This is a genomic window from Ruegeria sp. H8 (assembly GCF_056532905.1).
In genome coordinates this window covers 64,135-82,477 of sequence record NZ_JBQFNY010000002.1, presented here as the reverse complement: position 1 = coordinate 82,477, position 18,343 = coordinate 64,135, and the positions used below count along the sequence as shown (strand labels likewise).

General features: G+C 58.5%; 19 protein-coding genes. 4 read left to right on the top strand and 15 right to left on the bottom strand.

Features of this window, described 5'->3' with window-relative positions:
• Positions 1 to 6 precede the first annotated feature (6 nt).
• Positions 7 to 1,005 (top strand): DUF2125 domain-containing protein, encoded by a 999-nt coding sequence (locus ACR0A2_RS06775; RefSeq protein WP_480834547.1) that lies wholly within the window; start codon positions 7 to 9, stop codon positions 1,003 to 1,005.
• Here the strand turns inward: ACR0A2_RS06775 and ACR0A2_RS06770 are convergent.
• The 4 genes from ACR0A2_RS06770 to ACR0A2_RS06755 all read right to left on the bottom strand — a co-directional run bounded on the left by ACR0A2_RS06770 (position 1,002) and on the right by ACR0A2_RS06755 (position 5,314).
• On the bottom strand, positions 1,002 to 1,835 hold the full coding sequence (locus tag ACR0A2_RS06770) for an extensin-like domain-containing protein (protein WP_171665935.1): 834 nt from the start codon (positions 1,833 to 1,835) through the stop codon (positions 1,002 to 1,004). The genes ACR0A2_RS06775 and ACR0A2_RS06770 overlap by 4 nt on opposite strands.
• On the bottom strand, positions 1,832 to 2,752 hold the full coding sequence (locus ACR0A2_RS06765) for a prephenate/arogenate dehydrogenase family protein (protein WP_480834546.1): 921 nt from the start codon (positions 2,750 to 2,752) through the stop codon (positions 1,832 to 1,834). Before ACR0A2_RS06765 ends, ACR0A2_RS06770 begins: the two co-directional genes overlap by 4 nt.
• Entirely contained in the window at positions 2,749 to 3,834 is a 1,086-nt protein-coding gene (gene hisC / locus ACR0A2_RS06760) for a histidinol-phosphate transaminase (RefSeq protein WP_480834545.1), read from the bottom strand. Before hisC ends, ACR0A2_RS06765 begins: the two co-directional genes overlap by 4 nt.
• A gap of 64 nt (positions 3,835 to 3,898) precedes the next feature.
• The gene (locus ACR0A2_RS06755; protein ID WP_480834544.1) at positions 3,899 to 5,314 is read right to left on the bottom strand and encodes an aminotransferase class V-fold PLP-dependent enzyme; all 1,416 of its coding nucleotides are present in this window, start codon (positions 5,312 to 5,314) and stop codon (positions 3,899 to 3,901) included.
• A 102-nt stretch (positions 5,315 to 5,416) separates the two neighbouring features.
• On the opposite strand from ACR0A2_RS06755, the gene ACR0A2_RS06750 reads away from it, so the two are divergent.
• Positions 5,417 to 5,878: an Lrp/AsnC family transcriptional regulator gene (locus tag ACR0A2_RS06750; protein ID WP_152459027.1), complete on the top strand. Its 462-nt coding sequence runs from the start codon at positions 5,417 to 5,419 to the stop codon at positions 5,876 to 5,878.
• A gap of 132 nt (positions 5,879 to 6,010) precedes the next feature.
• Here ACR0A2_RS06750 and rpsD read toward each other — a convergent pair whose 3' ends face one another.
• From rpsD to ugpB, 8 genes are all read right to left on the bottom strand, one after another.
• Positions 6,011 to 6,631, bottom strand: a complete 621-nt coding sequence (gene rpsD, locus ACR0A2_RS06745; RefSeq protein ID WP_171725844.1) for a 30S ribosomal protein S4 — start codon at positions 6,629 to 6,631, stop codon at positions 6,011 to 6,013.
• A 240-nt stretch (positions 6,632 to 6,871) separates the two neighbouring features.
• Entirely contained in the window at positions 6,872 to 7,192 is a 321-nt protein-coding gene (locus tag ACR0A2_RS06740; RefSeq protein WP_480834543.1) for a hypothetical protein, read from the bottom strand.
• A 293-nt stretch (positions 7,193 to 7,485) separates the two neighbouring features.
• Positions 7,486 to 7,650: a hypothetical protein gene (locus ACR0A2_RS06735; RefSeq protein ID WP_480834542.1), complete on the bottom strand. Its 165-nt coding sequence runs from the start codon at positions 7,648 to 7,650 to the stop codon at positions 7,486 to 7,488.
• A gap of 128 nt (positions 7,651 to 7,778) precedes the next feature.
• Positions 7,779 to 8,714, bottom strand: a complete 936-nt coding sequence (locus ACR0A2_RS06730) for a glycerophosphodiester phosphodiesterase family protein (protein WP_253286088.1) — start codon at positions 8,712 to 8,714, stop codon at positions 7,779 to 7,781.
• Positions 8,714 to 9,769 (bottom strand): sn-glycerol-3-phosphate import ATP-binding protein UgpC, encoded by a 1,056-nt coding sequence (locus ACR0A2_RS06725; RefSeq protein ID WP_480834541.1) that lies wholly within the window; start codon positions 9,767 to 9,769, stop codon positions 8,714 to 8,716. Before ACR0A2_RS06725 ends, ACR0A2_RS06730 begins: the two co-directional genes overlap by 1 nt.
• 3 nt (positions 9,770 to 9,772) lie before the next feature.
• On the bottom strand, positions 9,773 to 10,609 hold the full coding sequence (ugpE, locus tag ACR0A2_RS06720; protein WP_480834840.1) for a sn-glycerol-3-phosphate ABC transporter permease UgpE: 837 nt from the start codon (positions 10,607 to 10,609) through the stop codon (positions 9,773 to 9,775).
• Between the two features lie 20 nt (positions 10,610 to 10,629).
• Positions 10,630 to 11,511, bottom strand: a complete 882-nt coding sequence (ugpA, locus tag ACR0A2_RS06715; protein WP_152459032.1) for a sn-glycerol-3-phosphate ABC transporter permease UgpA — start codon at positions 11,509 to 11,511, stop codon at positions 10,630 to 10,632.
• 61 nt (positions 11,512 to 11,572) lie between these two features.
• A complete protein-coding gene (gene ugpB, locus ACR0A2_RS06710) occupies positions 11,573 to 12,883 on the bottom strand; it encodes a sn-glycerol-3-phosphate ABC transporter substrate-binding protein UgpB (protein WP_480834540.1) in 1,311 nt (436 codons plus the stop codon).
• A 172-nt stretch (positions 12,884 to 13,055) separates the two neighbouring features.
• On the opposite strand from ugpB, the gene ACR0A2_RS06705 reads away from it, so the two are divergent.
• On the top strand, positions 13,056 to 13,958 hold the full coding sequence (locus tag ACR0A2_RS06705; RefSeq protein ID WP_480446079.1) for a LysR substrate-binding domain-containing protein: 903 nt from the start codon (positions 13,056 to 13,058) through the stop codon (positions 13,956 to 13,958).
• Positions 13,959 to 14,157: 199 nt separating this feature from the next.
• Here the strand turns inward: ACR0A2_RS06705 and ACR0A2_RS06700 are convergent, their stop codons facing one another.
• The 3 genes from ACR0A2_RS06700 to dgcN form a co-directional block, all read right to left on the bottom strand.
• Positions 14,158 to 15,018: a D-amino-acid transaminase gene (locus ACR0A2_RS06700; RefSeq protein ID WP_152459035.1), complete on the bottom strand. Its 861-nt coding sequence runs from the start codon at positions 15,016 to 15,018 to the stop codon at positions 14,158 to 14,160.
• Positions 15,019 to 15,028: 10 nt separating this feature from the next.
• A complete protein-coding gene (dgcA, locus tag ACR0A2_RS06695; protein WP_480834539.1) occupies positions 15,029 to 15,994 on the bottom strand; it encodes an N-acetyl-D-Glu racemase DgcA in 966 nt (321 codons plus the stop codon).
• A 75-nt stretch (positions 15,995 to 16,069) separates the two neighbouring features.
• Positions 16,070 to 17,071, bottom strand: coding sequence for an N-acetyltransferase DgcN (gene dgcN / locus ACR0A2_RS06690; protein ID WP_171229026.1), 1,002 nt, complete (start codon positions 17,069 to 17,071; stop codon positions 16,070 to 16,072).
• A 295-nt stretch (positions 17,072 to 17,366) separates the two neighbouring features.
• On the opposite strand from dgcN, the gene ACR0A2_RS06685 reads away from it, so the two are divergent.
• Complete coding sequence (locus tag ACR0A2_RS06685) at positions 17,367 to 18,329, top strand: L-malyl-CoA/beta-methylmalyl-CoA lyase (protein ID WP_152459038.1); 963 nt, start codon at positions 17,367 to 17,369, stop codon at positions 18,327 to 18,329.
• The last annotated feature ends 14 nt before the right edge of the window (positions 18,330 to 18,343 follow it).

Below are 18,343 nucleotides of genomic sequence, written 5' to 3'. Positions count from 1 at the left end.
TTTCGAATGCGTCTGATACGAGTGTTGATTTTTGTTTCCCTGGCATGGAGCGCCTATTGGTTCGTGGCCGGATATGGCCTGCGCTCTGCTATCACTGGCTGGTTCGAACAGCAGGAGGCGCGCGGCTGGCAAGCGGATTTCTCGAATGTCGCAACGGCAGGCTATCCGACCCACCACATGACCCGCCTGAACAATCCGGCACTGGCGGATCCGGTGAACGGCACGGCATGGAGCGCGGATTGGATCGAATTCAAAAGCCCCGCCATCTGGCCCGGTCGTCAGGTATTGCGGTTCGCGGACACACCGCAACGCCTTTCATATTTCGACCAGACATCAACAATTGTGGCCGACGAATTGCTTGCCGAGCTGCAATTGCAGCCCGGCGTCTCGCTCGTGCTGGAGAAAATGGCTTTGACGGCCGGAGCCTGGTCGGTGACGGAAAACTCTACCACGCTGGCCTCGGGCGACACGCTGAGCCTGATCATGGAACAAACGCCAATTTCCCAAGCCTATTCCATCACGGCCCGCGCGGATGGGTTCACACCGGGGGAAAAACTGCGGGCCCTGATGCATTCCGCAAGTTCGTTACCGCAGAGCTTTGAGACGCTGGAACTGGATATGGTCACCACATTCGACAAGGTTTGGAGCCGGTCCGCCCTCGAAGACAGCCGTCCGCAGCCCGTGGCCATTGATCTGCGTCTGGCCGAGATCAAATGGGGTGAGCTGCGCCTGTTCGCGACCGGCGATCTGGACGTGGACGCCCAAGGTATCCCGACCGGAGAGATTGCCGTCAAAGCCGAAAACTGGCGGGATATGATCGCAATGGCAAACGCGGCGGGGGCCCTGCCCGATCAGGCCGTAGATCCCGTCACCCGAGGGCTGAACTTTCTGGCAGGGCTGGGCGGAAACCCCAACGCGCTGGATCTGCAACTGAATTTCCGCGATGGTTTCGTGGCGCTCGGGCCATTGCCTTTGGGCCCTGCCCCGCGCCTGATCCTGCGTTAACGGCAGTAGGGTCCGCTGCGATAGCGGGCCGTATCAAGGTGGAAATGATCCTTGTGATAGCGATCGGAATTCGGCCCCAGCACGGTACCAAAGGGGCCGCACGCCCCGCGCCAGATCTTCTTGAGCTGTTTCTGAGACGGGTTCTTGCGCCACCCGTTCAGGACGGTCACCACCTCACCGTCGGCCATTTTGAAACCTGAGATATCGATCGCACGGCCCTTGCCATGTTCGGATATCCGCGCGCCTTTGCGGTTGTTGCGGGTTCGGCAGGCATAATGGGCGGCGATTTGCAGCTCGACCACGGGTCCGCGGCGTTTGAAGGTGGGTTTGACGGTCTTGTCGACCCACTTGTTCAACGCAATGGCGGTGCCGCAATCCATCGTCGAGGGGCGGCTGAGCATCACACCCGAAACCGAGGTGATCTGTACCGCATCCTTGACACCGCAGGCTGAATTCTTGCTGCCCACCCGGCCAACAGGCTTGCCCTGAATGGCAATATCCCCGCAAACAGACCCTTTGCGCAGCTTGCGCCTTTTGAACAACACCTGCTGCTCGACAGACTCGGGCCGCAAATAAGGCATCAAGGATGTGTCCGGTCCCAGAAGTGGCAGCTCCGACGGGCGCGCCGCCGCAGCCGTGACTTGCGGCGAAACCGGACGCGAAACCGGACGCAGGTTGGCAATGTCAGAAGGGGCAGGCGCGCTGACAGCCTGCTGAACAGTCAAAGGGCGCATGAGGGGCACCAAAGACTGGTCAAGGGGCGCGGCCTGAACCGGCGCGGCGCTCAAAGCCACGACCCCGATCAGAATATGCCCCCAGCGCAGTCTCATGAACTTGTCTTTCCCCGCCCAAAGTCCGGCGCATCCGTATCCTGCCCGGCATCGATGATGCCGCGACGAATAGCACGGGTGCGGGTGAAGTAGTCAAACAAATGATCGCCGTCGCCGGTGCGTATGGCGCGTTGCAGGGCAAAAAGCTCTTCGGTGAACCGGCCCAGGATTTCCAGCGTCGCATCCTTGTTGGACAGGAACACATCCCGCCACATGGTCGGGTCGGACGCGGCAATCCGGGTGAAGTCGCGGAAGCCGGCGGCCGAATATTTGATGACTTCGCTGTCGGTTACCCGTCGCAGATCGTCGGCCACGCCAACCATCGTGTAGGCAATCAGGTGCGGCGCATGGGACGTTACGGCGAGGACCAGATCGTGATGATCCGCATCCATCTCATCGACATTCGACCCCATACCCTCCCAAAGCGCGCGCAGGCGGGCAATGGCATCCGGGTCCGAACCCTCGACCGGGACCAACAGGCACCAGCGATTGTCAAACAGTTCGGCAAACCCGGATTCAGGACCGGAATGCTCGGTCCCTGCCAAAGGATGCGCGGGGACGAAATGCACACCGTCGGGGATATGCGGTTGCACCGCCCGAATGACGCCCCGCTTGACCGAACCCACATCCGAAACGGTGGCACCGGGTTTCAGCACGGATGCAATTTCTTCTGCAACTGCGCCCATAGCCCCCACAGGCACGCAGAGAACGACAAGATCGGCGCCTTCGACCGCCTCGCGTGCCGTGTCGCAAACACGGTCACACAATCCGATCCTGCGCGCGGTTTCACGGGACTTTTCAGACCGGGCATAACCCGTCACTTCCCCGGCCAGCCCTGCACGTTTCATCGCCCAGAACATGGACGAAGCAATCAGGCCCAGCCCGATCAGCGCAACGCGGTCGTAAATCTGGCTCATGCTGCGCCCTCTTTGAATGCAGTGATCGCCGCAACCACACGGCGGCAGGCTTCTTCGTCGCCCACGGTGATCCGCAAGGCGTTCGGCAGGTTGTAGCCTGCAACCCGGCGGACAATCAAACCCTGCGTTTTCAGGTAGTCATCGCAGGCCTCAGCCTCGGCCCGATCGGCGAAACGCGCTAGGATGAAGTTGGTGCAGGACGGGTCCGACGGCACGCCTGTCTTGGCCAATTGATCGGCCAGCCACACGCGAAGGCGCGCGTTTTCGGCCTGACAGAAGGTCAGGAATTCCACATCGTTTACCGCAGCTTCAGCCGCCGCCAATGCGGTCATTGACAGGTTGAAGGGCTGGCGCACCCGGTTCAGCACGTCGATGATCGGGCGGTGCGCATAGCCCCATCCGACACGCATTCCGCCCAACCCGTACACTTTTGAGAAGGTGCGCGTCATGATTACATTCTCATGGGCGTCAACCAGTGACGCCCCGCCATCGAACCCTTCGACAAACTCCGCATAAGCGCCATCAAGAACCATCAGGCAGGTGCCGGGCAGACCCAGCGCCAGACGTTCCAGTTCGTCGTTCGGGATCATGGTCGAAGTTGGATTGCCGGGGTTGGTGACAAACACGATCCGCGTCTGCCCCGTCACCGCGGCGAGAATGGCATCCACATCCACCTTGCGGTCACGTTCGGCCACCATGACCGGCGTCGCGCCGGCCATGCGGGCGATGATCGGGTACATGGAAAACCCGTGCTCGGTATAGATCACCTCGTCCCCCGGCCCCGCGTAGGCCTGGGCGACGAATTGCAATACCTCGTCGCTGCCGACACCGCAGATGATCCGCGCCGGGTCCAGCCCATGGCGTGCGCCGATGGCCGCGCGCAGGCTCGCGTGGTCGGTGCTGGGATAACGATGCAGAATGGCCGCGCTGTCGCGCACCGCCTCTATTGCCTTGGGGCTGGGTCCAAAGGGGTTCTCGTTCGAGCTCAGCTTGATCACATGCTCCACTCCCGCCACATGCGACTGGCCGCCCTGATACAGCGCGATGTCCATAATGCCGGGTTGTGGGGTGATCTTGGTCATGAGAGGCTCCGTTGAATGGGCCTCTCATACCTGTCTCAAAGGGTTGAGAAAAGCGGCAATTCCCTCATGCGGCCTTGAAGCGCGCTGTTGCCGGGTCAGCGTTGTAGTAAGGCGTGAATTCTTCGGTCCGGTGCGACAGGTCATTGACGCTGTCGATGATGAACTGAACCGTCTCTTCGCTCATCAGATATGAGAAATTCAGACGCACCCAGCCGGGTTTTTTCATTTCTTCCCCGGCGGACAAGGCAGCGTGCAGCGCCTCTGAAGTTGTCCGATCGATCCCCAGCAAGCGGTGGGCGTAGGGTCCGGCACAGGCACAGCCGCCCCGCGCCTGAATGCCGTAGATATCGCTGAGCATCCGCGTGAACAGCTGCTGATGCACGGGCTGGCCCGCATTGTCGCGCACCAGGAAGGAAAAGATCGGCAGACGGTGCGCTTTCTCGACCCCAAGCAGGGTCAGGTTCGGGTTGTTCTTCCAGCCGTCCAGCGCCATTTGATTATACTGCGCCTCACGCCGGGCGATTTCGTCCGTTCCGACGACATCCTTGACGATGAAGGCCAGCGCCGCACGAATGTCTCCGATCACGTTGGGCGTCCCGGCCTCTTCCCGGGTGGACAGATCGGTGCTGTAGTCATGCCGCCACGGTGACACGAAACTGACGGTTCCACCGCCGGGCCAGCTGGGGCACGTCCGTTTCACGGCCGATTGGTTCACAACCAAAACGCCTGACGCGCCCGGGCCACCGGGAAACTTGTGCGGCGAAACCACAATCGCATCCTTTCGGGCCCCTTCCGGCCCCATGTCCATCGGCAGGTAGGGCCCACCACCGGCATAGTCCCAAACGGCCAAGGCACCATACGCCTTGAGCATCCGCGTGACCGGATCAGGATCGGTGACAATGCCCGTTACGTTGGACGCGGCAGAAAACGATCCGACCACCAAATCGGCATCCACATGGGCCTCCAGCGCGGCTTTCAGCGCATGCAGGTCCACACCACCGCCCTCGGCCTCGGGGATTTCGATGACACGTGCCTTGCTTTCGCGCCACGGCAGAATGTTCGAGTGATGCTCGTACGGGCCGATCAAGACAATCGGCTGGTCAGCCTCTGCCACCCCTAGCAGGCTGACCAACCGATTGAGCCCCGCAGTGGCGCCGGACCCGGTAAAGATCACCGCGTCCTCTTCCCGCGCGCCAACAATGCGGGCTATTTCCGCCCGCGCTTCGCGGCGCAGACGTGTCATGTAGGACCCACAGTAGGAGGCCTCGGTGTGACTGTTTGCGTAAAACGGCAATACGTCCTGCGCCACAAAATCCTCGACCTGCCGCAACGCGCGGCCCGAAGCGACGTAATCCGCATAGACAAGCGGCACGTCTCCAAGCAGACCCGGGATCAGAACGTTCTCGCCGATCAGCCCATCGCGCAGATTTGAATTGTGAGCGGTGGAACAGAGTTCCGCACGAAATTTGGACAGGGTCATGACATTGGCTCCTTACTGCTATACCAATGTGATATTTCTGGCCCGAGGAAACTTCACATATCTTTGCGTGGATTTTAAAAAGTTTGTGTCATATGATCAGTTATGACATCAAAAATAGATCAAATTGATACACGCATTCTGAAAGAGCTGCAAAAGGACGCCACCCTGTCACAGCGGGAATTGGCGGATCGGGTTGGCCTGTCCCAGAATGCCTGCTGGCGGCGCTTGAAGGCCCTGAACGAAAACGGTGTGCTGATCGGATCCACGGCCCGCATCGCACGAGAAGAATTGGGGTTGAGCCTTGTGGTCTTCGTCATGCTCCGCACCCGACACCACTCTGCCCAGTGGCTTCAGGCGTTTCGGAGCCATGTTCTGACAATCCCGGAAGTGGTGGATTTTCATCGGATCGGAGGGGACTACGACTATCAGCTGAAAGTCGTAACGCAGGACATGTCGTCATATGACAAGGTCTATCAACGATTGATCGAAAAGGTCGAGCTGGACAGCGTAACCTCGTATTTCGCGATGGAAGCGATCGCCGAAGGCAGGCCCCTGCCGATCTGACACGCACTTCATTTGCCCAAAAACACCCTAAGGAGTCGCGGGCAATGTCGCGATGACGCCTTCGCCATGGGCAAACCATAAAAAAAGACCGCGCCAAAAGCGCGGCCTTTCAGAATTCGATTGCGGCGAAGATCAGTTCTTCGCGTAGAATTCGACGACCAGGTTCGGTTCCATGACGACCGGGTACGGCACATCGCTGAGGCCCGGCGCGCGCACGAACGTCGCGGTCATTTTCGAGTGGTCGGCGTCGATGTAGTCAGGAACATCACGCTCGGCCAGCGCAGCGGCTTCCAGGACAACAGCCAGTTGCTTGGACTTGTCGCGCACCTCGATCACGTCGCCTTCTTTGACTCGGTAGGACGGGATGTTGACCCGCTTTCCGTTCACTTTGACGTGGCCGTGGTTCACGAACTGGCGTGCGGCAAAAACAGTTGCGACAAACTTGGCGCGGTAGACCACAGCGTCCAGGCGGCGCTCCAGCAGGCCGATCAGGTTCTCACCGGTGTCGCCCTTCACACGCTCGGCTTCGGCGTAGATGCGGCGGAACTGCTTCTCGGTCAGGTCGCCGTAATAGCCTTTCAGCTTCTGCTTGGCACGCAGTTGCAGACCGAAGTCCGACAGTTTGCCCTTGCGGCGCTGGCCGTGCTGGCCGGGGCCATATTCACGACGGTTGACCGGGGATTTCGGACGACCCCAGATGTTTTCGCCCATCCGGCGGTCGATTTTGTACTTGGCAGACGTGCGTTTGGTCACGGCTGATCTCCTTCGTTAGGTCGAAGCCCTGACGGGCCACTATGAAGGGCGTTGTCCTCTTGAGGTCTCCCCCATGACAGGCATCCCCTTGCGGGGGCCACCAACACCAATGAAGCCGCGCTTATATCCGCAATGCTGGCGGAGTCAACACAGCATTCCGCAAAGTTCAGAAAAACGATCAGGGCAGACAGCCAGCGGACCCGGCAGCGCGCCGAAACCGTCTGGCGGCGCCTTGAAATCCTAGTTTGAGGCCGGGAAAGAAACTACCGTCGCGCCGCTTTTCGCGGCGGGGTTTGGGATCATCGCAAGCTCGGTCACTTCGACAATCCAGAACTCTTCGTCCCGTGGCGGGCAAGCGCCTTCGAACACGAGAGCCCGCGACGTATCGTTGCCATCGGCAACAAGCTTGGCAGAGAACTTCTGCGCACCATTGGTAAGGGTAAGGGTTCCGGCCACGTGGCCTGGAATGTCACGGACAATTGGAAAGTGGCTGTTCACCTGGCTGGCAGCGCCCCCGACATTTCCTATTTTTTCGATGCTTTGCTCGGCAGCCTCGCTCATGACGATTGCTTGACCACGCCATGACCACGCCGATCCGACCGCCAAACAGGAAAGAGGAGCGTCTTCAAGCCCGTCAATTTCCGTCTGACACCAGGAAATAGCTATTTGACCGTTTGTTCCGGCTCTCATCTGCCCACTCGCACTTACAACACCCCAACACTTAATTTTATCCTTATCAGCACAAATTCCGGCGGAAAAGAGACAGAACTGCAGCAATCACAAGATTGTTGTTAATGTGACTCAATATTTGGCGCCATCCGTCAGGGGTGACGGCCCGTCGATGACGGTTGTGGTCAGCGATGGCCGAAACCGATGCCAGATATCAATTCCAATTCATCGGAGAACGTGTGGAACGCGGTTCCGACAACTGCGGGTACAACGCTCAGAGCAACGGGGCAGTGTTCCGGATTTCCGTCAGCCGCGCGCCCAAGAACGGTTTCCTGAGCAAAGGCTCTCATCAAATCAGGCCGCAAAAACACGCGGGCCCTGAGCGTCAACGGGCTGAAGGGCCTTTTTTTGAGGCAAATTTCAAATGGCGCAAGAAATTCATCCACGTCACCCTCGGGGTGCCGGGATCACCGGTGCGCTACTGCCAACGGAAGCCTGACTCCGACAATTGTCTTTGAACCCGCCCGGGATAGTCGGATACGATTGCGTCTACGCCCAGATCGATCATCCTGCCGATATCTTCATGTTCGTTGACTGTCCACACGACGACGCACAGGCCCAGCTCTTTTGCGCGCGTGACGTTTTCGGGCGTTACATCCGCAAAGTACGGGCACCAAAGCGAACCGCCAGCCTGCTTTACCAAGTTTGGAATTTCGTCGCGACGGCCACGAAAGTCCGGGCAAACGGACTTTGAGGAATCCTCGCCAACATCGTCGGCATTGTCCGGAAGTTGCGTCAGGTAGGATGAAGGCATATCCGGAGCTTGCCTCTGACACTCCGCCAACAGGTTCCAATCAAAACTGTGAAGCACCGCGCGCGAAGATAACCCTTTGCCGCGAACATCCCCAAGTACTCTGCGGACAAAGTTCTCTCGGTACAGCGCATCATGGGCCAGGTCGGGGTCCGACTTCAGCTCGAGCATCAGATGGGCATCACGGTATTTCGGGTCATCGACCAAATCGAGCAGATCCAACAGCCTTGGAACACGAACATCGTCTATTTGCGCCTGATCCGGGAAGCGTTGGCCATAAGCGGAATGGCCGTCCAGACGCCCGATATCAAATTGTCGGATCTGTTCGTAAGTCAGCGAGGATACTTTCGGCTCTTCCCCGGTCAGAAACAGGCCATTGCCATCGCGGAAACTGGCCGAATGCAGGCGATGATTGTGCGTAATGACCGGCACATCATCGGCTGTCAGGACAACGTCAAATTCAAGAAGCGGGACGCCAATGGAAAGTGAAAAATCAAAGCCGATCATGCTGTTTTCAGGCAACACGCCCCGTGCCCCACGATGCCCCACGACCCGGATCAGGTTCTCCCCGCCGCGAAAGGCCTCAACCTGTTGAAACGCCATCAGCCTTCCAGCCTTTTGCCTGTCGCGTGGTCAAACAAATGCATGTTCTCCGGTGCCACCGAGAACCGCATAATCGGATGGCGTCCTTCGATCGGGTGAACACCGGGAAGGCTTGCCGTGATCGCGCTTTCAGAGCCCGACAGGTGACCGTGCAACAACGTGTTGGCCCCAAGCGGTTCAGCCATCTGAATCGCGGCTTCAAGCGGGCCATTGTCATCCGACAACAGATGCTCTGGTCTTATGCCAAGCTTCACGGCGCAGTCCGGACCCACAGAGGGGCCGACTTCGACTTTTCCGATCTTGACCGCCCCGTTTTCGCGCCGCGCTTCGAATATGTTCATTGCCGGGCTGCCGATGAACTGCGCGGCGAACAGCGTCTGCGGAGTTTCATAGACCTCGAGCGGCGTGCCGATCTGCTCGGCTATGCCGCCGTTCATCACGATCATCCTGTCCGCCATTGTCATTGCTTCGACCTGGTCATGCGTGACATAAAGTGACGTGATCCCAAGTTTTTCCTGAAGTTCGCGTATTTCCAGACGCATCTGAACACGAAGCTTGGCATCGAGGTTCGAGAGCGGCTCGTCAAACAGGAAAACGGCGGGCTCGCGGACAATGGCCCGGCCCATCGCGACCCTCTGGCGCTGACCGCCGGACAACTGCCTGGGCTTGCGGTCCAGCAAAGGTTCAAGCTGCAACAGCTTTGCCGCCTGGGTCACCTTTTGATCGATCTGAGCCTTGGGCAGCCCCGCGATCTTCAGGCCGTACCCCATGTTCTGACGCACGGACATATGTGGGTAGAGCGCGTAGTTCTGGAACACCATGGCGATGTCGCGATCCATGGGCTCTTTGTCATTGGCGCGTTCACCGCCGATTCGGATTTCCCCGGACGTGACCGTTTCCAGCCCCGCCACCATCCGCAGCAATGTGGACTTGCCGCAGCCTGACGGGCCAACGATCACGATGAACTCTCCATCGGCGATATCGACATCAACGCCGTGGATCACATCCGTCGGGCCAAAGCTCTTTTTGACATTCTCTAGAGTAACTGTTGCCATTTCTTACTTCTCGCTATCGACAAGGCCACGGACAAAGAGCTTTTGCATCGACACCACCACGATGACCGGCGGGATCATCGCCAGAATGGACGTCGCCATGATCGTCGGCCAATGCGCAAAGTCGTCACCGGACGGGAACATCTGCTTGATACCCATCACGATGGTATTCATATCGGGATCGGTCGTGATCAGCAGCGGCCAAAGATATTGGTTCCACCCATAGATGAACAGGATCACGAACAGTGCGGCGATGTTGGTCCGGCTCATGGGGACGACGATATCGATGAAGAACCGCATCGGTCGCGCGCCGTCGACCCGGGCTGCCTCGGCAAGCTCATCGGGGATGGTCAGAAAGAACTGACGGAACAGGAAGGTTGCCGTGGCCGAGGCGATCAGGGGAAAGATCAGCCCGTAATAGCTGTTGAGCATGCCGAACCCGGCGACAACTTCGAACGTCGGAACGATGCGGACTTCGACCGGCAGCATCAGCGTCAGGAAGATCAGCCAGAAGAACGTCGTTCGTCCGGGAAAGCGGAAATAGACGATCGCGAAAGCCGACAGCAGTGAGATGATGATTTTGCCGACTGCAATTCCGATTGCCATCACCAGACTGTTGAACAGCATCGTGGCAACGGGCACATTTACCCCCGAGAACAGCGCCGCCTTGTAGTTCACCCAGAACTGATCGCCGGGCACGACAGGCATCGGTGGCGAGACGATCTCGGCCTGGGTCACGGTCGAAGCCACGAAGGCAAGCCATATCGGGAAAAATATGATCAGGACACCGAGGATCATGAGGGCATGGGACAACCAGATGCCCGCGCCGCGTTTTTGGACCATTCCGTGTTGTTGGGCCGCCATCAGTAATGCACCCTCTTTTCCACGTATTTGAACTGGATGACCGTCAACAGTCCCACGACGATCAGCAAGATGACTGATTGCGCCGAAGACGAGCCGAGGTCCTGCCCCACAAACCCGTCCGAAAATACCTTGTAGACAAGGATTGTCGTCGACTGTTGCGGCCCGCCGCCGGTGATCGTGTGGATCACGCCAAAGGTTTCGAAGAAGGCATAAACGACGTTCACCACCAGCAAGAAGAACGCCGTCGGCGACAGCAGCGGCAGTACGATCGTGAAGAATCGGCGCCAGAAATGCGCGCCGTCAATCGCCGCCGCCTCGATCACGGATCTTGGAACGGATTGCAGGGCAGCGAAAAAGAACAGGAAGTTATAGCTTATGCGCCCCCAGGCCGAAGCAACGACCACCAGCCCCATGGCTTCGGTGCCGTTCAGAACGTGGTTCCAGTCATATCCAAGCTGGCCAAGATACCATGACACGACGCCGACGCGCGTGTTGAACATAAACAGCCACAGAACGCCCGCGACCGCAGGGGCAACAGCGTAGGGCCAGATCAGCAACGTCCGATAGACCCCGGACCCTTTGATCAATCGATCCGCAATGACCGCAAGAAACAAGGCAGGGATCATCGAGCACAACGTGACCAGCGTAGAAAACACCGCCGTGGTCACGAAAGAGGCGCGATAAAACTTGTCACTCAGCAGGAATTCAAAGTTGCCGAGCCCCACGAACTGGGACGACAGCCCGAACGGGTCTGGTATGAACAGCGACTGCCAGATGGCCTGACCGGCAGGATAGAAAAAGAAAACAGCGGAAATGATGACCTGAGGGGCGATCAACGCCAACGGCAACAGCCAGCCGCGAAAGGTGACGCGTTTTTCCATCCTGAAAACCCACCGAAGAAAGAAAATGCGGGCCCCGAAAGGGCCCGCATAACGTTACGACTTATTGATTGGCGGATTCGAACCGGCGCAGCAACGCATCACCGCGTTCCTTCGCGCTGTCCATCGCTTCCTGAGCGGTCTTCTCACCGGACCAGATCGCCTCAAGCTCTTCGTCGATGATGCCCCGGATCTGGTCGAACGATCCCAAGCGCAATCCTTTCGAATTTGCGGTCGGCTCTTTCGCGGTCATCTGGATCACTGCGACGTCGGTACCCGGGTTTTCGTCATAAAAACCAGCGGCACGCGTAACCTCACCCGCTTCTGTCGTGATTGGAAGGTAACCGGTGTTCTGGTGCCATGCCGCTTGTACATCAGGTGATGACAGGAAGCTCAGGAACTCTCCGACGCCCTTGTACTCTTCGGGCTCATGACCCTCCATCACCCAAAGAGACGCGCCACCGATGATGGTGTTTTGCGGCTCACTGGTGACGGATTCCCAATAGGGCAGCGGACGCACGTCGAAATCGAACTCGGCCTCTGCCTTGATGCCGGCGTATCCGGCCGAACTTTCGGTGAACAATGCGCACTCACCTGACCGGAAGTTCGCACCACCTTCGTTTCTGCGGCCGGTATAGATGAACTTGCCGTCCTTGGCCCAGTCACCCATCGCGGTCAGATGTGCTACCTGCACCGGACCGTTCAGCAGCAGCTCGGTATCCAGACCGGCAAATCCGTTGTCCCGTGAGGCAAAGGGAACGTCGTGATAGGCTGAAAGGTTTTCAAGGTGAATCCAGCTTTGCCATGCTGTCACCAGCGGGCAATCCTCGCCACCTGCCTTCAGCTGCTCGAGCACTTCGCCGACTTTTTCCCAAGTGGACAGATCCGTGTCCGGATCAACGCCTGCTGCTTGCATGGCATCGCGGTTAACCCACAGGACCGGCGTCGAGGAGTTGAAGGGAAGCGACAGCATCTCTCCGTCAGTGGTTGTGTAGTAGCCTTTGACGGCGCCAATATACGCGTCGGGATCAAAAGGCGCGCCGCTTTCGGCCATCACTTCATAGACCGGTTTGATCGCCCCTTTGGCTGACATCATTGTCGCCGTGCCGACTTCGAACACCATCAGGATATGTGGCTGTTCACCGGCCCGGAATGCTGCAATCCCGGCATTCAGGGTTTCCGAGTAGTTGCCCTTGTGGCTTTCGACCACGACGAACTCATCCTGACTGGCGTTGAATTCTTCAACCTGTCCTTTGACAAGTTCACCTAGGCGACCGGTGAAGGCATGCCAGAACTGGACTTCGGTTTGCGCCATTGCCGCCAAGGGGGACAAGGCTGTGGTGATGGCAATCGCGCCAAGCAGATTTTTTTTCATGATTCCTCCCATGCATCAGGGTTGATGCTTCGTTGAATACCGACCGCAACGCGTAAACGGCACACATGACGATTTCACGACGTTAACGTTACAAAAATATAATTCAAGGCCTATCTACTTGGTGAAAAAATAACATAGTGTTATGAAATGGCGCAGCAGATCGGGATCAGCAATGAGTCAAATTCTGAGAGTTCGGCAGTTGGAGGCCCTGATGGCCGTGACCACCAATGGGTCTGTCACGGCCGCTGCGGCTGATCTGGGCGTGACCCAGCCAGCTGTCAGCAGATTGCTGTCCGATCTTGAAAAGTCGCTCGGGTTTCAGCTTTTTGACCGTCGGGAAGGCCGATTAGTACCAACGCAGGAGGTTCGCTATCTCTTGCCCAGCGTCGAGCGCGTTCTCGAATTGATGAGACAAATTTCGGATGTCAGTCAGGATATCACACAACGCAAAGCAGGGCACATCCGTGTCGCTTGCCTGCCGGGATTTGCCACCAGCCATTTGCCCAAAGTCGTCGCCGGTTTCCTGAAGGATCGGCCCGGTGTCACCCTGACGATCGAACCAGACAGACCTGAACGCATTCTGGAATGGATGATCGGTGAGCAGTATGATTTCGGAATCACTGACAGCTTTCACGGTCATCCGGCAGTAGAAAGCAGGGACATCGACGTTCGCACGGTGTGCGTGTTCCCCACCGGGCACGAGTTGGAAAGCCTTTCCGAAATTACGCCGGCGGATCTCGCACATAGCAAAATCATCCACACCCGACGCGACAGCGACTTTTTCGGGCGGCTTTCGAAAGTGTTTCAACATGCCAATGTCGAATTGAACTCGCATATCGAGGTCAGGCAGTTCACGGCAGCATGTGAATTGGCGCTGGAAGGTGTCGGAGTCTCGGTCGTAAGCGAACTGGATGCCGTCCAATACACGTCGAGGGGATTGAGTTATCGGCCGTTCAAGCCGTCCTTGACGCATACCCTTTCGTTGGTGCGTCCAATTCTGAAGCAACCGTCATTGGTAACGCTGGAATTCATCGAACAGTTTCAGGAAAGCCTGAGCCCTTTCAAGGTCGGGTAGCCCCGCCTTCAACCATATTCCTGTTACAAAGCAGGAACTGGTCCCACAACAAGACCGGTGTCCCGCCAGAAAGTCGCATGTGATCTGCTCGTGCTCAGCGGGGTCTACAGCGAAACTCCCTGCACTGCCACCGGGACCCGGCTGATGTTGGCACGGCGCCGCAACAATTTACTGCGACGCCGTTCAACTTGGTGGTTCTTCAGATCGCGGCCTTTCGGCTTTCATCCAGGTAAATTTCACGAAGGCGTTTGGCAATCGGACCGGGTGTACCATCACCCAGCGTGACACCGTCGATTTCCACTACCGGCATCACGAAGGCACTGGCCGAGGTCGTGAACGCCTCATCAGCCTCTTTGGCTTCGTCGATGGTAAACAGGCGCTCTTCAACTTCCATCTGTGCTTCGGCTGCCATGCGCAGCACGGCCTTGCGAGTGATCCCGTGCAGGATGTCGTTGGACAGCGGTCGGGTCACGATCTTGCCGTTCTTGACGAAATAGGCGTTGTTGCTGGTGCCCTCAGTCACAAAGCCGTCCTCGACCAGCCATGCATCGTCGCAGCCAGCTTTCTTGGCCATCATTTTGCCCATCGAAGGGTAAAGCAGTTGCACGGTTTTGATGTCGCGGCGCCCCCAACGGATGTCCTCGATCGAGATGATCTTGGCACCTTTCCGTGCCGCCGGGCTGTCAGCCAGCCCGGGCTTGTTCTGGGTGAACAGAACCAGGCTGGGTTTGGTATCGGCCGAAGGAAAGACAAAATCCCGGTCACCGTCACTGCCGCGCGAAACCTGAAGGTAGACCAGCCCCTCTTCGATGCCATTCAGATCAACCAGCTTGCGGTGGATTTCCAGCAGCTCTTCCTTGGTGCAGGGCTCGGCCATCTCCAGCTCGTCCAGAGACCGCTTCAGGCGCACCGCGTGGCCCTCGAAATCGATCAGCTTGCCATCCAGTACACTGGTCACTTCGTAAACCGCGTCTGCAAACAGGAAGCCACGGTCAAAGATGGATACCTTGGCCTCGGTCTCGGGCAGGTATTCGCCATTTACATAAACGGTACGGGTCATGTTTGTCTCCTCAGCCCCAGAGCGCCGCTTCGGGCGGGTGAACTCCGGCGTCGTCAAAAATCAGCGGGGTGTCGCGGTCTTCGGCCAACAGAAGCGGTCCGTCAAGGTCCGTCACCATCGCACCCTGCGCCAACAGTGTCGCGGGCGCCATGGCAAGCGAACTGCCAACCATGCAGCCGACCATGATGCCATACCCTTCCGCGATTGCGGCTTTGCGCAATTCAAGCGCCTCGGTCAGGCCACCGGTCTTGTCGAGTTTGATGTTGATGACATCGTATTTCCCCTTCAGCCCGGGCAGGCTGGCGCGATCATGGCAGGACTCGTCGGCGCAGACGGGCACCGGGCGGTCCATTCCGATCAAAGCGTCGTCGTCACCGGCCGGCAATGGCTGCTCGACCAGCGCTACGCCCAAACGCACCAGATGCGGGGCGAGGTCGGCGTAAACCTCGGCCGACCAGCCTTCGTTCGCATCCACGATGATCCTGGCGTTCGGAGCACCGGCGCGCACGGCCTCGAGCCGGGGCATGTCATCTGGCGTGCCCAGCTTGATCTTAAGAAGCGGGCGGTGCGCGTTCTCGGCCGCCTGAGCCTGCATTGCCTCCGGAGTATCCAGCGACAGAGTATAGGCCGTGACCTCGGGTCCGGGCACCGGCAGGCCCGCCAAATCCCAGGCGCGCTTACCCGCGCGCTTGCTTTCCAGATCCCACAAAGCACAATCCACGGCGTTCCGGGCGGCACCGGCAGGCAGAAGATCCATCAGTGACCGGCGGCTGAACTCAGCAGGCAGACCGGCGATCTCGGCCTCGACCGACTCGAGCGTTTCGTCATACCGCGCATAAGGAACGCATTCGCCCCAGCCCTGATGCGTTCCGTCCGACACCCGCACCGTCAGCACCTTTGCTTCGGTCCGTGACCCGCGCGAAATGGTAAACACCTGCGCCAACTGAAACACATCGCGAGAGACCTCTATCTGCACGCACCTGCTCCTTCATCTTTTCCAAAATACTCCCGCCAGAGGCGGAACCGGCCCGCCACCGGCGGGCCGGTTGGATCACATCGCGGCCAGCGCGTCCACCAACTTGCCCGAGCCGAACCGGAACGGATCGGTCGCCGGAAGCCCCATATCTGCTTCGATCTTGGCCAGATATACTGTCGCGTCCTCTTCGGACATGTGCTGCGTGTTGACCGAAACGCCGACGACCTGACAATCCGGGTTCGCCACTTTGGCCAGGGCCAGCGCGGTGTCGCGCAGGGTTTCGAGCGTCGGCAGCTGATAGGTCGGCAGACCGCGCATGTGCGCGCGGGTCGGTTCATGGCTCAGGATCAGCGCGTCGGGCTGGCCGCCGTGAATCAGCGCCATAGTCACGCCGGAATAGGACACATGGAACAGCGATCCCTGACCTTCGATCAGATCCCAGTGGTCGTCATCGTTGTCAGGTGTCAGCCATTCGATCGAGCCGGCCATGAAATCCGCAACAACGGCGTCCAGCGGCACGCCATCGCCGGTGATCAGAATGCCCGTCTGGCCGGTCGCGCGGAAGGTCGACTTCATACCACGCTTGCGCATTTCGGCATCCATCGCCATTGCAGTGTACATCTTGCCCACAGAGCAGTCGGTGCCGACGGCCAGACAACGTTTGCCCCTGCGCTTGATCCCGTTGGCGATCGGGTAATCGACCTCGGGTACACGCACGTCGTGCAGCTTTCGCCCCGTTGCTTCGGCCACCGCCACCAGATCGGGCTCGTCGCGCAACAGGTTGTGCAGGCCAGAGGCCAGGTCAAACCCTTCCTCAAGCGCCATGACCAGAACCTTTTTCCATTCCTGGCTGATGACGCCGCCACGGTTGGCGACACCGATAACCAGCGTTTTTGCGCCGGCCGCTTTGGCCTCGGTCAGGGTCATATCCTTCAGGCCCAGATCAGCTTTGCAGCCGTCCATACGATATTGGCCGACGGCGTTTTCCGGGCGCCAATCCTTGATGCCCACAGCCACTTTGGCCGCCAATTGGTCGGGCGCATCGCCCAAAAACAGCAGGTACGGTGTCTCGATCATTGCGGTCACTCCTTTGATTCCCGCCCAAGCTAGAGAAGCGTTTAAACGAGCGTTTCGCGTTTTGATCCGCCCAACACGGCGGGTACGCGAGTTTCTTGCACCATTGACACTAAAGGCGCAAAATTATTCGAAGCTTCCAAAGTGATTAAACTTTAATCACCACTTCCCAGCCGCTGGCACGCAGCATTCTGCAACCGCATTGCCGCAGATGCACAATCTCCCTTGCGTCAGGTTGCGCAATTTAATACCTCATTGGGCAAGAAAATCGCAATTTCATTACCCACACGAGGTCCAGATGAGCTTTCGCATCCAACCCGCCGCGCCTGCACGACCCAATCGCTGCCAACTGTTTGGTCCGGGATCGAATACCAAACTGTTCCCGAAAATGGCAGCTTCTGCTGCGGATGTGATCAACCTTGACCTCGAGGATTCGGTTGCGCCTTCGGACAAGGACATCGCCCGCGCCAATGTCATCGAAGCCCTGAACACTGTTGATTGGGGCAGCAAATACATGTCCGTTCGCATCAACGGATTAGATACCCCCTATTGGTATCGTGACGTTGTCGACGTGTTGGAGCAGGCAGGCGACCGTCTGGACCAGATCATGATTCCCAAAGTCGGCTGCGCATCGGATGTCTATGCCGTGGATGCCCTTGTCACCGCCATTGAACGCGCCAAGGGCCGGACCAAACCTATCAGCTTCGAGGTCATTATCGAATCCGCTGCCGGTATCGCGCATGTGGAAGAGATCGCAGCCTCCTCGCCCCGTTTGCAGGCCATGAGCCTTGGGGCTGCAGATTTTGCGGCCTCGATGGGGATGCAGACCACGGGCATCGGCGGCACACAGGAAAACTACTATATGCTGCGTGACGGCGAAAAACACTGGTCTGACCCGTGGCACTGGGCCCAAGCCGCCATCGTTGCAGCGTGCCGCACCCATGGGGTGCTGCCAGTGGATGGGCCATTCGGGGATTTCAGCGATGATGAAGGGTACATCGCTCAGGCGAAACGCTCGGCCACGCTGGGTATGGTCGGCAAATGGGCGATCCATCCCAAGCAGATTGCACTGGCCAATCAGGTCTTTACCCCGTCGGATGAGGCCGTTTCCGAGGCCCGCGAAATCCTGGCCGCAATGGAACAGGCCAAAGCAAACGGTGAGGGCGCAACCGTCTATAAAGGCCGCCTTGTCGACATCGCCTCAATCAAGCAGGCCGAAGTCATCGTGGCGCAGGCCGAACTGATTGCGGCGGGCAGCTAAGCCCCCAAAAAAGG

Excerpts from the sequence above, each read along its gene's own strand:
- ACR0A2_RS06775 (WP_480834547.1), top strand. The coding sequence starts at position 7 with ATGCGTCTGATACGAGTGTTGATTTTTGTTTCCCTGGCATGGAGCGCC.
- ACR0A2_RS06740 (WP_480834543.1), bottom strand. The coding sequence starts at position 7,192 with ATGAGCGAGGCTGCCGAGCAAAGCATCGAAAAAATAGGAAATGTCGGG.
- ACR0A2_RS06755 (WP_480834544.1), bottom strand. The coding sequence starts at position 5,314 with ATGACCCTGTCCAAATTTCGTGCGGAACTCTGTTCCACCGCTCACAAT.
- ACR0A2_RS06735 (WP_480834542.1), bottom strand. The coding sequence starts at position 7,650 with ATGAGAGCCTTTGCTCAGGAAACCGTTCTTGGGCGCGCGGCTGACGGA.
- ACR0A2_RS06770 (WP_171665935.1), bottom strand. The coding sequence starts at position 1,835 with ATGAGACTGCGCTGGGGGCATATTCTGATCGGGGTCGTGGCTTTGAGC.
- ACR0A2_RS06730 (WP_253286088.1), bottom strand. The coding sequence starts at position 8,714 with ATGGCGTTTCAACAGGTTGAGGCCTTTCGCGGCGGGGAGAACCTGATC.
- dgcN (WP_171229026.1), bottom strand. The coding sequence starts at position 17,071 with ATGATCGAGACACCGTACCTGCTGTTTTTGGGCGATGCGCCCGACCAA.
- hisC (WP_480834545.1), bottom strand. The coding sequence starts at position 3,834 with ATGACCAAGATCACCCCACAACCCGGCATTATGGACATCGCGCTGTAT.
- ugpB (WP_480834540.1), bottom strand. The coding sequence starts at position 12,883 with ATGAAAAAAAATCTGCTTGGCGCGATTGCCATCACCACAGCCTTGTCC.
- ACR0A2_RS06750 (WP_152459027.1), top strand. The coding sequence starts at position 5,417 with ATGACATCAAAAATAGATCAAATTGATACACGCATTCTGAAAGAGCTG.
- ACR0A2_RS06700 (WP_152459035.1), bottom strand. The coding sequence starts at position 15,018 with ATGACCCGTACCGTTTATGTAAATGGCGAATACCTGCCCGAGACCGAG.
- ugpE (WP_480834840.1), bottom strand. The coding sequence starts at position 10,609 with ATGGTCCAAAAACGCGGCGCGGGCATCTGGTTGTCCCATGCCCTCATG.
- ugpA (WP_152459032.1), bottom strand. The coding sequence starts at position 11,511 with ATGGAAAAACGCGTCACCTTTCGCGGCTGGCTGTTGCCGTTGGCGTTG.
- ACR0A2_RS06705 (WP_480446079.1), top strand. The coding sequence starts at position 13,056 with ATGAGTCAAATTCTGAGAGTTCGGCAGTTGGAGGCCCTGATGGCCGTG.
- ACR0A2_RS06765 (WP_480834546.1), bottom strand. The coding sequence starts at position 2,752 with ATGAGCCAGATTTACGACCGCGTTGCGCTGATCGGGCTGGGCCTGATT.
- ACR0A2_RS06725 (WP_480834541.1), bottom strand. The coding sequence starts at position 9,769 with ATGGCAACAGTTACTCTAGAGAATGTCAAAAAGAGCTTTGGCCCGACG.
- ACR0A2_RS06685 (WP_152459038.1), top strand. The coding sequence starts at position 17,367 with ATGAGCTTTCGCATCCAACCCGCCGCGCCTGCACGACCCAATCGCTGC.